The sequence below is a fragment of the Lelliottia sp. genome (assembly GCF_045627565.1).
Classification (GTDB): domain Bacteria; phylum Pseudomonadota; class Gammaproteobacteria; order Enterobacterales; family Enterobacteriaceae; genus Enterobacter.
Window position 1 is genome coordinate 166,102 of record NZ_JAZQNX010000001.1, and the last position, 13,319, is coordinate 179,420.

15 protein-coding genes are annotated in these 13,319 nt (G+C 52.8%); 9 read left to right on the plus strand and 6 right to left on the minus strand.

Annotation, left to right across the window (positions count from 1 at the left end):
• Positions 1-71 precede the first annotated feature (71 nt).
• Together ACKI5T_RS00875 and ACKI5T_RS00880 are read right to left on the minus strand one after the other, a co-directional pair.
• Positions 72-968, minus strand: coding sequence for an aldo/keto reductase family oxidoreductase (locus ACKI5T_RS00875; protein WP_407434929.1), 897 nt, complete (start codon positions 966-968; stop codon positions 72-74).
• A 48-nt stretch (positions 969-1,016) separates the two neighbouring features.
• The gene (locus ACKI5T_RS00880) at positions 1,017-1,256 is read right to left on the minus strand and encodes a DUF1289 domain-containing protein (RefSeq protein ID WP_133632365.1); all 240 of its coding nucleotides are present in this window, start codon (positions 1,254-1,256) and stop codon (positions 1,017-1,019) included.
• 146 nt (positions 1,257-1,402) lie between these two features.
• Between ACKI5T_RS00880 and eptA the strand changes: the two genes are divergently transcribed.
• The 5 genes from eptA to rnt all read left to right on the plus strand — a co-directional run bounded on the left by eptA (position 1,403) and on the right by rnt (position 6,087).
• Positions 1,403-3,031 (plus strand): phosphoethanolamine transferase EptA, encoded by a 1,629-nt coding sequence (eptA, locus tag ACKI5T_RS00885; RefSeq protein ID WP_407435132.1) that lies wholly within the window; start codon positions 1,403-1,405, stop codon positions 3,029-3,031.
• 38 nt (positions 3,032-3,069) lie between these two features.
• The gene (locus ACKI5T_RS00890) at positions 3,070-3,669 is read left to right on the plus strand and encodes a TetR/AcrR family transcriptional regulator (protein ID WP_407435134.1); all 600 of its coding nucleotides are present in this window, start codon (positions 3,070-3,072) and stop codon (positions 3,667-3,669) included.
• 53 nt (positions 3,670-3,722) lie between these two features.
• Complete coding sequence (locus ACKI5T_RS00895; RefSeq protein WP_407434931.1) at positions 3,723-4,820, plus strand: alkene reductase; 1,098 nt, start codon at positions 3,723-3,725, stop codon at positions 4,818-4,820.
• Positions 4,821-4,919: 99 nt separating this feature from the next.
• A complete protein-coding gene (gene gloA, locus ACKI5T_RS00900) occupies positions 4,920-5,327 on the plus strand; it encodes a lactoylglutathione lyase (protein WP_059178124.1) in 408 nt (135 codons plus the stop codon).
• A 97-nt stretch (positions 5,328-5,424) separates the two neighbouring features.
• Positions 5,425-6,087 carry a ribonuclease T gene (gene rnt / locus ACKI5T_RS00905; protein ID WP_407434933.1) on the plus strand — a complete coding sequence of 221 codons (663 nt, stop codon included), beginning with the start codon at positions 5,425-5,427 and terminating at the stop codon, positions 6,085-6,087.
• Between the two features lie 44 nt (positions 6,088-6,131).
• Here rnt and grxD read toward each other — a convergent pair whose 3' ends face one another.
• On the minus strand, positions 6,132-6,479 hold the full coding sequence (grxD, locus tag ACKI5T_RS00910; protein WP_133632367.1) for a monothiol glutaredoxin 4: 348 nt from the start codon (positions 6,477-6,479) through the stop codon (positions 6,132-6,134).
• Between the two features lie 338 nt (positions 6,480-6,817).
• Between grxD and ACKI5T_RS00915 the strand changes: the two genes are divergently transcribed.
• Both ACKI5T_RS00915 and sodB read left to right on the plus strand, forming a co-directional pair.
• Positions 6,818-7,588 carry a C40 family peptidase gene (locus ACKI5T_RS00915; RefSeq protein WP_407434935.1) on the plus strand — a complete coding sequence of 257 codons (771 nt, stop codon included), beginning with the start codon at positions 6,818-6,820 and terminating at the stop codon, positions 7,586-7,588.
• 122 nt (positions 7,589-7,710) lie between these two features.
• Positions 7,711-8,292 carry a superoxide dismutase [Fe] gene (sodB, locus tag ACKI5T_RS00920; protein WP_186754236.1) on the plus strand — a complete coding sequence of 194 codons (582 nt, stop codon included), beginning with the start codon at positions 7,711-7,713 and terminating at the stop codon, positions 8,290-8,292.
• 36 nt (positions 8,293-8,328) lie between these two features.
• Here the strand turns inward: sodB and ACKI5T_RS00925 are convergent, their stop codons facing one another.
• Both ACKI5T_RS00925 and ACKI5T_RS00930 read right to left on the minus strand, forming a co-directional pair.
• Positions 8,329-9,495: an MFS transporter gene (locus ACKI5T_RS00925; protein ID WP_407434937.1), complete on the minus strand. Its 1,167-nt coding sequence runs from the start codon at positions 9,493-9,495 to the stop codon at positions 8,329-8,331.
• A 164-nt stretch (positions 9,496-9,659) separates the two neighbouring features.
• Positions 9,660-9,749 carry a YnhF family membrane protein gene (locus ACKI5T_RS00930; protein WP_040075924.1) on the minus strand — a complete coding sequence of 30 codons (90 nt, stop codon included), beginning with the start codon at positions 9,747-9,749 and terminating at the stop codon, positions 9,660-9,662.
• A gap of 296 nt (positions 9,750-10,045) precedes the next feature.
• On the opposite strand from ACKI5T_RS00930, the gene purR reads away from it, so the two are divergent.
• Positions 10,046-11,071 carry an HTH-type transcriptional repressor PurR gene (gene purR, locus ACKI5T_RS00935; RefSeq protein ID WP_407434940.1) on the plus strand — a complete coding sequence of 342 codons (1,026 nt, stop codon included), beginning with the start codon at positions 10,046-10,048 and terminating at the stop codon, positions 11,069-11,071.
• 18 nt (positions 11,072-11,089) lie between these two features.
• On the opposite strand, the gene punR is transcribed toward purR, so the two are convergent.
• Positions 11,090-12,001: a DNA-binding transcriptional activator PunR gene (gene punR, locus ACKI5T_RS00940; RefSeq protein WP_235135426.1), complete on the minus strand. Its 912-nt coding sequence runs from the start codon at positions 11,999-12,001 to the stop codon at positions 11,090-11,092.
• A 112-nt stretch (positions 12,002-12,113) separates the two neighbouring features.
• Here punR and punC point away from each other — a divergent pair, with 112 nt between their 5' ends.
• Positions 12,114-13,319: a purine nucleoside transporter PunC gene (gene punC / locus ACKI5T_RS00945; protein ID WP_407434942.1), complete on the plus strand. Its 1,206-nt coding sequence runs from the start codon at positions 12,114-12,116 to the stop codon at positions 13,317-13,319.

Below are 13,319 nucleotides of genomic sequence, written 5' to 3' on the forward strand. Positions count from 1 at the left end.
CGGGTTATTTTTTGCCCCTTAAGTTTATACCAGGGGCAGCATTTTCACCGGAAAGTCGCCAATAAACGTTATTAAGGGACGTCGTAACCCAGCGCAGCTTTACGAATTCGGAACCATTGCTGACGCGTCATTTGCAGATCTTCAGCCGCTATTGCCGAACGCACACGCTCAATTTTGCCCGAGCCGATAATCGGCAGCGGTTGTGAAGGCAAGCGCATTATCCAGGCGTACACGACTTGCTCAATACTTTCGGCATTGAGTTCACGAGCAACGGTTTGAATCTCATCACGTAGCGGCTGGAAAGCGTCGTCATTGAACAGACGTCCACCGCCGAGACAAGACCACGCCATAGGACGAATACGCAGCTGTTGCAGTTGATCGAGCGTGCCATCGAGCAGCAGCGGCTGGTGTACTGGGGAGATTTCAACCTGATTGGTCGCAAGGGTAAACGGCAGACGGGATTGAAGCAGCGAGAACTGCGCAGGCGTAAAGTTCGAAACGCCAAAGTGACGCACTTTACCGCTCTGGTGCAGATTGAGAAACGCAGCAGCAACTTCATCGGCGTCCATCAGCGGGTCCGGGCGGTGGATCAGCAGCAGATCAAGATGGTCTGTCGCCAGATTTACCAGAGACTGCTCGGCACTTTTAATGATGTGATCGCTATCAGTGATGTAATGACCCAGCGCATGGTCAGGATTCGCCGTGGTGGCAATGCCGCATTTAGTGACAATCTCCATACGCTCACGCAGCGCAGGTGCTAACTTCATCGCCTCGCCAAACGCGGCCTCACAGAGATAACCGCCATAAATATCAGCATGATCGACGGTAGTGATCCCCAGGTCGAGATGTTCTTCGATAAAACTCACAAGCTGGCGCGGGGACATATTCCAGTCCATCAAACGCCAGTAACCCATGACAAAACGTGAAAATTCCGGGCCCTGCGGGGCAAGGGCAATACGCTGAACCATAACAATTTCCTCAAGGAAGTAATGTTATGAGTATACGCATTTGTGCCGCTAAAAAAGTGAAGGTTGCTGGGGTTCTTCGGTTTCGGAAGGTTTGTTTGCGCGTAATTTACGCAACAAACGCTGACGGCACAGGCGGATCACGTCCTGCTTCTGCGCATCGCTCATTCTTTGCCAGTTAAAACGCTCGTCACGACTGCGCATGCAGCCTCGACAAAAACCGCGCTCGTCTGACTGGCAAATGCCCCGGCATGGGCTCTGGACGGGGAAAAACTCCAGTTGCTCTGCCACACACACCTCCTGAAACCATTCTCATCTACAGTGAAGCCGCTAAACGCCCCGTCCGCAAGAGATTTACGTAGAAACATGGCATTAAGGTTTCACTAATCTTCTCTGCGTATACTCGCCTCATCAATAAAACAGTTGGTTTCTCAATGATGTGGTCAGTGAAAAAGTTACAGTGTAGCGATTTAACCTTCACCCTGGGCTGTGCCCTATTTTTTACCCTTCTCAATGCGATGTTTATCAGCCGCAGCTGGAGCATTATCGCTCCTGCACATTTCCACGACCTGTTATTCGCGGCATCGGTGCCGCTGGTGCTGTTTTGCGGGTGGGTGATCATTTTTTGCGTAATAAGTCTCCCTTTTATTCGCAAACCTTTGCTGATTTTGTTGACGCTGGGATGCGCCGGTGCGACCTACTTCATGCACACCTACGGTGCGGTTATCGATAAGAACATGATGGTGAATGTCTTCGAAACTAACTCGCAGGAAGCCACCGCACTCGTGACACCGCAGATGCTGCTGTGGATTGCAGGTATTGGGCTACTCCCTTCCATCGCGTTACTGTTTATTCGTGTTCGCTCCGGTAAATGGTGGTACGCGCTGCTGATGCGTTTTGCCGCGCTACTTGGCGCATTAATGGTGATCATTTTGGTGGCCTCCGTTTTTTATAAGGATTACGCCTCGCTGTTTCGCAACAACAAAAGCATTGTCAAAATGGTCACCCCTGCCAATTACGTCAGCGCAATGATGAAGTACAGCCAGGAACGCTGGTTTGCGGGCGACCAAACGCTGGTGCGCATCGGACAAGATGCCCATAAAGGTCCGGCAATCCTTGCCCAAAAGAAAAAAACCGTACTGATCCTGGTGGTTGGCGAAGCATCACGTGCAGCGAACTATTCCCTGAACGGATATGAACGCGACACCAATCCACAACTGAAGCAACAAAACGTCATTAACTTCCCGCATGCTTCATCGTGCGGTACAGAAACGGCGGTTTCCGTTCCTTGCATGTTCTCGGGTATGCCGCGTAAAAAATATGACGCCGATTTGGCACATCATCAGGAAGGGTTACTGGACGTGCTGGCGCATGCTGGCGTCAATGTTCTCTGGCGTGAAAATGATGGCGGCTGCAAAGGCGCATGTAATCGCGTGCCGCATACCGATATGACGCAGTGGAAACTGGATCAGTTTTGCAAAGACAAATCCTGCATTGACGACGTGAACTTCAATCGGCTCGATAACGTGTTGGACGGCCTTAAGCAGGACACCGTACTGGTGGTCCACCTGATGGGCAGCCACGGACCCGCCTACTATCAGCGCTACCCGCAGGCTTACCGTCGCTTCACCCCGACCTGTGACACCAACCAAATCCAGGATTGCGATCACCAGGCGCTGATCAACACCTACGACAACACCATTCTTTATACGGATAGCGTGCTTGGGAAAGCGATAGATACCCTAAAAGCACGCCAAACGACGATGAACACGGCGCTCATTTATCTGTCCGATCACGGTGAATCCCTGGGTGAAAATGGCGTGTACCTGCACGGTACGCCGTATATGTTAGCGCCTGAGCAACAAACGCATATTCCGTTTATGTTCTGGCTCTCCCCGGATTACGTTAAGAACTTTGGCGTCAATGAGACATGTCTGCGCGATCAAGCGGCAAAAGAGACCGTATCGCAGGATAATTTATTCTCGACGGCGCTGGGTATGATGAACATAAAATCATCGGTTTATCAGCCGCAGATGGACATTCTGGCACCGTGCCGCACATCATGACGCTTGCATTAGACCGAACGGTCTATTACAGTGGCGACATGAGCAGAAATACTGAACACGATACGCGCGAACATTTACTGGCAACCGGCGAGCAACTTTGTATGCATCGCGGATTTACGGGTATGGGCCTTAGCGAGTTACTCAAAACCGCTGAGGTTCCTAAAGGTTCGTTTTATCACTACTTTCGCTCGAAAGAGGCGTTTGGCGTCGCAATGCTGGAACGGCACTATGCCTGTTACCATCAGCGACTCGCCACCCACTTTGCGAGTGGTGAAGGCAGCTATCGCGATCGTGTTCTTAACTATTATCAGGAAACACTGAGACAGTTTTGCCAGAAAGGCATTATCAGTGGTTGTCTGACCGTCAAACTGTCTGCCGAAGTGTGCGATCTTTCTGAAGATATGCGCACGGCGATGGACAAGGGAGCCAGCGGCGTTATCGCCCTGCTGGCCCAGGCGCTGGAAAAAGGTCGCGATGAAAAAACGCTGAGCTTTACCGGCGATGCTTTGACCCAGGCACAGGTGCTGTATGCCCTGTGGTTGGGCGCAAACCTGCAAGCTAAGATATCCCGCAGCGCCGTGCCGCTCGAAAGCGCACTGGCACATGTGGAAAACTGCATTACGACGCCTGTCGTTTAACAGGCGTTTTTATTTATTAAATCACTAGACGACCGGTCTACTCAGGAGTCACAATGTCAGCAGAAAAATTATTCACCCCACTGAAAGTGGGCGCGGTCACTGCACCGAATCGCGTGTTTATGGCCCCACTCACCCGTCTGCGCAGTATTGAGCCGGGTGATATTCCTACCCCGCTGATGGGTGAATATTATCGCCAGCGAGCCAGCTCCGGTCTGATCATCTCCGAAGCAACGCAGATCTCCGCACAAGCAAAAGGTTATGCCGGCGCACCGGGTCTGCACAGCCCAGAGCAAATCGCAGCGTGGAAAAAAATCACCGCGGGCGTTCACGCTGAAGATGGCCGTATTGCCGTTCAGCTGTGGCACACCGGTCGTATCTCACATAGCAGCATTCAACCTGGCGGCGAAGCCCCTGTTTCAGCCTCCGCGTTAAATGCAGGCACGCGCACTTCTCTGCGTGATGAAAACGGCCAGGCGATTCGTGTCGATACCTCTACGCCGCGCGCACTTGAACTCGACGAAATCCCAGGCATCGTTAACGATTTCCGTCAGGCGGTGGCTAATGCGCGTGAAGCAGGCTTTGATTTAGTGGAACTGCACTCTGCGCACGGTTATCTGTTGCACCAGTTCCTGTCACCATCATCTAACCAGCGTACCGATCAGTACGGCGGTAGCGTTGAAAACCGCGCGCGCCTGGTGCTGGAAGTGGTTGACACCGTGTGTCAGGAATGGAACCCGGACCGTATCGGTATTCGTGTTTCTCCAATCGGTTCTTTCCAGAATGTGGATAACGGTCCAAACGAAGAAGCTGACGCGCTGTACCTGATTGAAGAGCTGGCGAAACGCGGAATCGCGTATCTGCATATGTCCGAACCAGACTGGGCAGGCGGCGAGCCGTACTCTGATGCCTTCCGTGAAAAAGTCCGCGCACGTTTTCACGGTGTGATCATCGGTGCAGGCGCTTACACGCCAGAGAAAGCAGAAGATTTGATTAACAAAGGGTTGATCGACGCAGTGGCCTTTGGTCGTGATTACATCGCGAACCCTGACCTGGTGGCACGTCTTGAGCGTAAAGTGGAATTAAACCCGCAGCGCCCTGAGAGCTTCTATGGCGGCGGCGCTGAAGGCTACACTGACTACCCTTCTTTATAATCCCTCTGCTGTCCATTGATAGCGGCGATGATTCGCCGCTATACTAAAACATCGTTTCTGTTCAAAAAGATATGCCATTGAGTTGGTTAAGAGGAAATTATGCGCCTACTTCACACGATGCTGCGCGTTGGCAACCTGCAACGTTCTATCGATTTCTACACAAACGTTTTGGGTATGCAACTGCTGCGCACCAGCGAAAACCCGGAATACAAATATTCACTGGCGTTTGTGGGCTACGGCCCGGAAAGCGATGAAGCCGTTATCGAGCTGACCTATAACTGGGATGTCGACAGCTATGAGCTGGGCACCGCCTACGGCCATATCGCGCTGGAAGTGGATAACGCCGCTGAAGCCTGCGAACGCATCCGCAGCAACGGGGGTAACGTCACTCGCGAAGCCGGTCCGGTAAAAGGCGGCACCACCGTCATCGCCTTCGTTGAAGATCCAGACGGTTATAAAATCGAACTGATCGAAGCCAAAGACGCCGGTCGCGGTCTGGGCGATTAATCCCTCCGGGCGCATTTTGCGCCCGTTGTTTTACTGCATCCCCTCTCAAAATTTGCCATAATGCGCACTGCTTTTTTTCCCCTTGTAAGAGACCCTGATGTCCGATAACGCTCAACTTACCGGTCTGTGCGACCGTTTTCGTGGTTTTTATCCTGTTGTTATTGATGTTGAAACAGCTGGATTTAACGCTAAAACCGATGCGCTGCTCGAGATTGCTGCCATCACGCTGAAAATGGATGAACAGGGCTGGCTTACTCCGGACACCACGCTACATTTCCATGTAGATCCTTTCGAAGGCGCCAATCTTCAACCCGAAGCGCTGGCTTTTAACGGCATCGATCCGCATAACCCCTTGCGCGGCGCAGTAAGCGAATATGACGCGTTACACGCCATCTATAAAATGGTGCGCAAAGGGATGAAGGACAGCAATTGCAATCGCGCGATCATGGTGGCGCATAACGCTACGTTCGATCACAGCTTTATGATGGCGGCCTCTGAACGCGCATCATTGAAACGCAACCCGTTCCACCCGTTTGTGACCTTCGACACCGCCGCGCTGAGCGGCCTGGCACTGGGGCAAACGGTGCTGTCTAAAGCCTGTATCACGGCGGGCATTGATTTTGACGGTACGCAGGCGCACTCCGCGCTGTACGATACGGAACGCACTGCGGAATTATTCTGTGAAATAGTGAACCGCTGGAAACGCCTTGGCGGCTGGCCGTTGCCGATGGCTGAAAGCGACAACGATAGCGAAGAATAAAAAAAGCGACCGAAGGGTCGCTTTTTTATGTCTGATGCAAAACGTTACTCTGCGTCAGGTTCTTCGGTTTTGTACTTCGCCGCGGTTTCTTTGATCAACTGCTGCAGTTCGCCACGCTGATACATTTCGATCATGATGTCGCAACCGCCAACCAGCTCACCATCAACCCACAGCTGCGGGAAGGTCGGCCAGTTAGCGTATTTCGGCATTTCAGCACGGATATCCGGGTTTTGCAGGATATCAACGTAAGCAAAACGCTCGCCACACGCTGAAAGCGCCTGTACCGCTTGCGCGGAAAAGCCGCAGCTTGGCAGCTTTGGAGAACCTTTCATGTACAGCAGGATCGGGTTTTCAGCAACCTGGCGCTGAATTTTTTCAATAGTCGTGGTCATTTCTTGCTTCCTTAAACTTCTGTTACGGCAATCGTCTGACATTGTAGCGGTTCAGACCAATATCGGAAAATAACATTTTTGTCACGTTTATATATCTTAACGTGTGTCTGCAGAAGTTGCATTCGCAATATAGTTTAACCCTGCGTTGTCTGTGGCCTTGCTCATAGTGTGAGCAAAAGCGCTTCAGTTTGGCGAAAATATTTGCACTTGCTAGCGAAACGCGATTTTAGATCTAAAAAGAGACTTAACGAATTAGGTTTATATAGATTAGAATCGACGGGCTTTGTAAATCACACGCAGGTATTATTGATGACCTGCAACAACCAGGGGAATGCCCAGTGGCGCGGATAAATAAAATCTCGATCACGCTCTGTGCTTTACTGTTTACAACACTTTCATTCACGCCGATGGCTAACGCCTCTGAGCAGGCGCGGCATTCGGCCGTACAAAAAACGCATCTGGCGAAAAGCACAGAACGTAAGAAAAAAACCACTACCAAAAACGAAAAGAAAAAAACAGCGAATCACAAGCAGCAAACCGTTTCCAACAAGACCAGCAAGCCTGCCGCCAAGAAAACCCGCAAAACCTCCCGTACTGCCTCAACTCTCGTCACTGAAAAATGCACCGTGCGAAAAGGGCATAAATCAAACTGTCTGAAAGTGGGGAAAACGGCGAAACTATCAGAAGTGCATAAAGTCCGTGTGCAGAAGGCACAAAAAACGGCCATGAATAAACTGATGGGACAAATTGGCAAGCCTTACCGTTGGGGTGGCACCTCGCCGCGTACCGGTTTTGATTGCAGCGGCCTGGTTTATTACGCCTACAAAGATTTAGTGAAATTCCGCATCCCACGTACCGCGAATGAGATGTACCACCTGCGTGATGCGGCATCCGTCAATCGTGGCGAACTGGAGAGCGGCGATTTAGTGTTCTTCCGTACTCAGGGTCGCGGCACCGCCGATCACGTTGGCGTTTATGTGGGCAACGGAAAATTCATTCAGTCCCCACGCAGCGGCCAGGATATTCAGATAACCTCCCTTAGCGAAGATTATTGGGTCCGCCACTACGTTGGCGCGCGCCGTGTCATGACGCCGAAAACCATCCGCTAATCCCTGCCCTGTCGCGCTGTCGGCAGGGTAAGTTCCTCTTTTGCCGATCCCTTCAATTTGCTACTCTACCCTTACACTCAATAGGGTTATTGGGTGTGCATAAAATAATAAGGAGAGAAGCAATGTCGTTCGAATTACCTGCATTACCGTATGCAAAAGACGCCCTGGTCCCCCATATTTCCGTGGAAACCCTGGAGTACCATTACGGCAAACATCATCAGACCTATGTCACCAACCTGAACAATCTGATCAAAGATACGGCCTTTGAAGGGAAAACCCTGGAAGAGATCGTACGCAGCTCAGAGGGGGGTGTATTCAATAACGCCGCGCAGGTCTGGAATCACACGTTCTACTGGAACTGTCTGGCGCCAAACGCAGGCGGAGAGCCGACTGGCGAGCTGGCAACTGCCATCAATAACGCTTTCGGTAGCTTTGCAGACTTTAAAGCGAAGTTTACGGATGCGGCGGTTAAGAACTTTGGTGCAGGCTGGACCTGGCTGGTCAAAGAAGCGGATGGCAAACTGGCGATCGTGTCGACGTCCAACGCAGGAACACCGTTGACCACTGCTGCCACACCGCTGATGACCGTCGATGTGTGGGAACACGCTTACTATATTGATTACCGTAACGCTCGCCCAAACTATCTGGAACATTTCTGGGCGCTGGTGAACTGGGAATTTGTTGCGAAGAACTTCGCCGCGTAAAAGACACGCAGAAGGGGTAACCCTTCTGCGTTTTTATCACTCTGTTGCGCAATCCGGTTGCGGTTGTTTGCGCCCGGACAACAGCACCAACAGCAGACCCAGCCCGGCGATGATCGCTCCCATAACCGGAACAAAGCTGTAACCCAGCCCCGCGGAGATCACCGCGCCCCCCGCCGCTGCGCCAAGCGCATTGCCCAGGTTAAACGCCCCGATATTGACTGAAGACGAAAGCCCTGGTGCTTCGTGAGCTACACGCATCACTCGCATCTGCAACGGCGGTACCACCGCAAACGTGGCTGCGCCCCAAACCACCATGGCGATAGCGGCTCCGAACTCATTACGTGCTAACCACGGAATGGCGACCATGATGACGATCAGCAGGGTTAAAAATCCTTTCAACGTGCCGCTCACCGAACGGTCGGCCAGCTTGCCGCCCAGATAGTTGCCGATGGTGAAGCCCACACCAATCAATACCAACATTGCCGTCACAAAGAACGGTGTGGCATGCGTGATGTCGTGCAGCACGGGTGAAATATAGGTATAGAGCGTAAACATGGCTCCAGCGCCCAGCACCGTCGTCAACAGCGCTGACAGCACCTGCGGGCGGAGCAGAACCGACAGCTCTTTGCGTACGTCCGGACGCTCGCCTGCCCCACCTTTCGGCAACGAGAAGAACAGCGCGATCATCGCCACGACACCCAGCATCGCTGTGGCGAGGAACGACATACGCCAGCCGATGACTTCACCCAGCCAGGTCGCCGCCGGCACGCCGCCAATATTCGCTATCGTGAGCCCCATAAACATCGTGGCGACCGCGCTGGCCTGCTTGTGCTTAGGCACTACGCTCGCGGCCACCACCGACCCCAGGCCAAAGAATGCGCCATGATTGAGGCTGGTCAAAATGCGCGACAACAGGAGGGTGGTGTAGTCCGGAGAGAGTGCCGAAAGCACATTCCCCAATGTGAAAATGGCCATCAGGAAAATAAGCGCATTTCGACGCGCGCGATGCGAAAGCAGTAACGTCATCAAAGGCGCACCGATCATCACGCCAATGGCATAAGCACTGATCAGCATTCCCGCCGCAGGAATAGAAACATCCATCCCTTTAGCAATAACCGGTAGCAGCCCCATTGGGGAGAACTCGGTGGTGCCAATCCCAAATGCGCCAATCGCGAGGGCCAGCAGTGGAAAATTGATTTTCATTCATTAACTCCGGAAACCGTGTCATTACGCGACACAGAAAAAACATGTCGAAAGCATGACAGCAATCACAAAAAATGAGAAGTTAACAAATTGGCAAAAGATTATTGTCGGGAGAGTAACAATCGAAGGAAGAAAACGAGGGAGAAGGCTCTCCCCCGCCTGAATCAGTGCAGAATAGCCGTAAAACTTGCCGCAACAATCAAACCCAGCACGATAATCGTGGTCGTTAACGAAAACTTAAGATCGGTATTCATCAATTTTTCTCCTTTTAATCCCCACATGAAAAGTGAGCTTGCTCATTTTTACACAGTTTCGCTCAAAAATCTTCCTCGATTTAGGCTCATAACCGTTTTTGCGCTTCCCCTTTTCATCAAGATAGGACAAAATTCCACGCTAAATTTATAAGCGTACCGGCCACTGACCCCCTCCTGACGTCCTGTGTCGTTTTCCCGGCGTATCGCAATTCAATTTGCGAGATTAGGGTGAGAGAAGGCAAACGTTTACCTCTCAATTTATCAGGAGCTTAGGATATGGTCTGGAGTGACAGCTAATGGCAACAATTAAAGATGTAGCGAAACGCGCAAACGTTTCCACTACAACCGTATCACATGTAATTAACAAAACCCGTTTCGTGGCGGAAGAGACGCGCAACGCCGTTTGGGCCGCAATCAAAGAATTGCACTACTCCCCTAGCGCCGTGGCTCGCAGCTTGAAAGTAAATCACACCAAGTCGATTGGTCTGCTGGCGACCAGCAGCGAAGCCGCCTATTTCGCCGAAATTATCGAGGCAGTAGAAAAAAACTGCTTCCAGAAAGGCTATACCCTGATTCTGGGAAATGCCTGGAACAGCCAGGAAAAACAGCGCGCTTACCTGTCGATGTTGGCGCAAAAGCGCGTCGATGGCCTGTTGGTCATGTGTTCTGAATACCCTGAATCCGTGCTGTCGATGCTGGAAGAGTACCGTCATATCCCGATGGTGGTGATGGATTGGGGCGATACGCGCGCTGATTTTACCGATTCCGTCAACGATAACGCCTTTGAAGGCGGGTACATGGCTGGCCGTTACCTGATTGAACGCGGTCATCGCGAGATTGGTGTCATCCCCGGTCCGCTGGAGCGTAATACCGGTGCAGGCCGCCTGGCGGGCTTTATGAAAGCCATGGAAGAAGCGCTGATTACCGTTCCGGAAAACTGGATTGTCCAGGGTGACTTTGAACCGGAATCAGGCTACCGCGCAATGCAGCAGATCGTTTCGCAGCCGCATCGTCCGACTGCCGTATTCTGTGGCGGTGATATTATGGCAATGGGCGCGCTTTGCGCCGCCGATGAGCTTGGTTTGCGCGTCCCGCAGGATATTTCCGTGATCGGGTATGATAACGTGCGCAACGCTCGCTACTTTACTCCCGCGCTGACGACGATTCACCAGCCGAAAGACTCTTTGGGTGAAACGGCATTCAACATGCTGATGGATCGTATCGTCAGCAAACGTGAAGAGTCTCAATCAATTGAAGTCCATCCGCGCCTGATTGAACGTCGCTCCGTCGCTGACGGTCCGTTCCGCGATTACCGTCGTTAATCGTTTCTACGGGGCCGGTTATTCCGGCTCCCGTAACCACTCTCTGTTCAACGTTTCGCTATCCCCCAAATAATCCAGCAGCCAGGCCAGCGCAGGAGACATATCGTTTTGCTGCCATGTCAGGCAGCAGGCCGCATCCGGGAACGGATTTTCAAGCTCAAGCGCCACCCATTCTCCGCGATCAATCCGTGGACGCGCGAAATGTACGGGCACCATCCCCACACACAGCCCAGCCGACAAACAGGTTGCCGATGATTCCCAGTCTGGCGCGACGACCCGCCGCTGGTTATCAAGCAGCCAGGTGATGCGTTTTGGCAGCGAGCGCGACGTATCCTCCATCACCAGCGACGGCCAGTTGCGCAACACGTCGTCACTCAGCGGCCCGTCCATCGCAGCCAGAGGATGATCGCTTGCCACCACGCAGCTCCAGCTCAGCGTTCCCATATCCCTAAAGGCGTAACGCCCCCCGACGGGAATGGCCTGCGTCGCGCCGATCGCCATCTCCACCCTGCCGTCCGATAGCGCATCCCATACGCCATTAAACACTTCCTGGGACACGCGAAGTTCTACATCTGAGAAATGCCGGTAGAAATCAACCACCATCTGCCGCGTCCGTTCAGGTTTTACGATGTTATCCACCGCAATAGAAAGATGACCGCGCCAGCCATTGGCAATCTGCTGGCACTGTTCACGCGTGATCATCATTTTTTTGATAACAGATCGGCCTTCTTTCAAAAACCATACGCCAGCGGGGGTCAGAACGACATCGCGATGACGGCGTTCGAACAGCGGTACCGCCAGCCACTCCTCCATCTGACGCACCGTATAGCTTACGGCAGAAGGTACGCGATGCAGTTCCTGCGCGGCTCCGCTAAAGCTGCCATTTCGGGCGACAGCATCCACGACTTCTAAAGAATATTCAGACCACATTTTTTGCCTGCAAAATTTTTGAACGCAACCGCCAAATATTAGCGTTTCACAAGCCAGATTGCACTCCCTACAATCTGCGCCAATGTACACCTGCTTTCATTAGGAAATAACAATGCAACCCAACAAAGGATTCTTAGTCTGGCTCGGCGGTTTGAGCGTGCTGGGCTTTTTGGCTACCGACATGTATCTGCCGGCGTTTGCCGCGATGCAGCAAGATTTGCAGACACCTGCTGCCGCGATCAGCGCCAGCCTCAGCGTATTCCTGGCCGGTTTTGCGCTTGCACAACTGTTGTGGGGACCGCTCTCTGACCGTTATGGTCGCAAGCCTATTCTTCTTCTTGGCTTAACTATTTTTGCGCTGGGTTGTCTGGGCATGCTGTGGGTGCGCGATGCAACCTGGCTGCTGGTACTGCGCTTTGTACAGGCGTTTGGCGTGTGTGCTGCTGCCGTGACCTGGCAGGCGCTGGTCACCGACTATTATCCCGCATCGCGCGTTAACCGCATTTTTGCGACCATCATGCCGCTCGTGGGGCTTTCGCCGGCCCTGGCTCCGCTGATCGGGAGCTGGATTCTGGTGCATTTTGACTGGCAGGCGATCTTTGCCACGCTGTTTATCATCACCCTGGTTCTGATGCTGCCCGCTTTTGCGCTCAAACCCGCTCAAGCCAAACCAGTCGAGAACAATGCGGCTCGCGTCACCTTTATGTCACTGCTGCGTTCCCGCGCTTATCGCGGAAATGTGCTGATTTACGCGGCCTGTTCCGCCAGCTTCTTTGCCTGGCTCACCGGGTCACCGTTCATTTTGCACGACATGGGTTACACCCCTGCAGTGATTGGCCTGAGCTACGTGCCGCAGACCATCGCTTTCCTGGTCGGTGGTTATGGCTGTCGCGCAGCGCTGCAAAAATGGGAGGGTCAAAAGATGCTGCCCTGGCTGCTGGTGCTGTACGCCCTGAGCGTCATCGGCACCTGGGCTGTCGGGTTTATTCCAAACGTCGGCCTGGCTGAAATCTTAATCCCGTTCTGCGTGATGGCCGTCGCTAACGGTGCTATCTATCCGATCGTGGTTGCCCAGGCGTTGCGTCCGTTCCCTCATGCGACAGGTCGTGCTGCGGCGTTACAAAACACGCTGCAACTGGGTCTGTGTTTCCTCTCAAGCCTGATTGTCTCGGCGTTGATCGCCACGCCGCTGATGACGACCACCAGCGTGATGCTGGTGACGGTCGCGCTTGCTGCACTCGGTTATCGCATGCAAGTTTCGGCAACTGAAAACACGCCAAATGGAACGCCGATAGAATCGTCGCAAGCATCGTCGTGA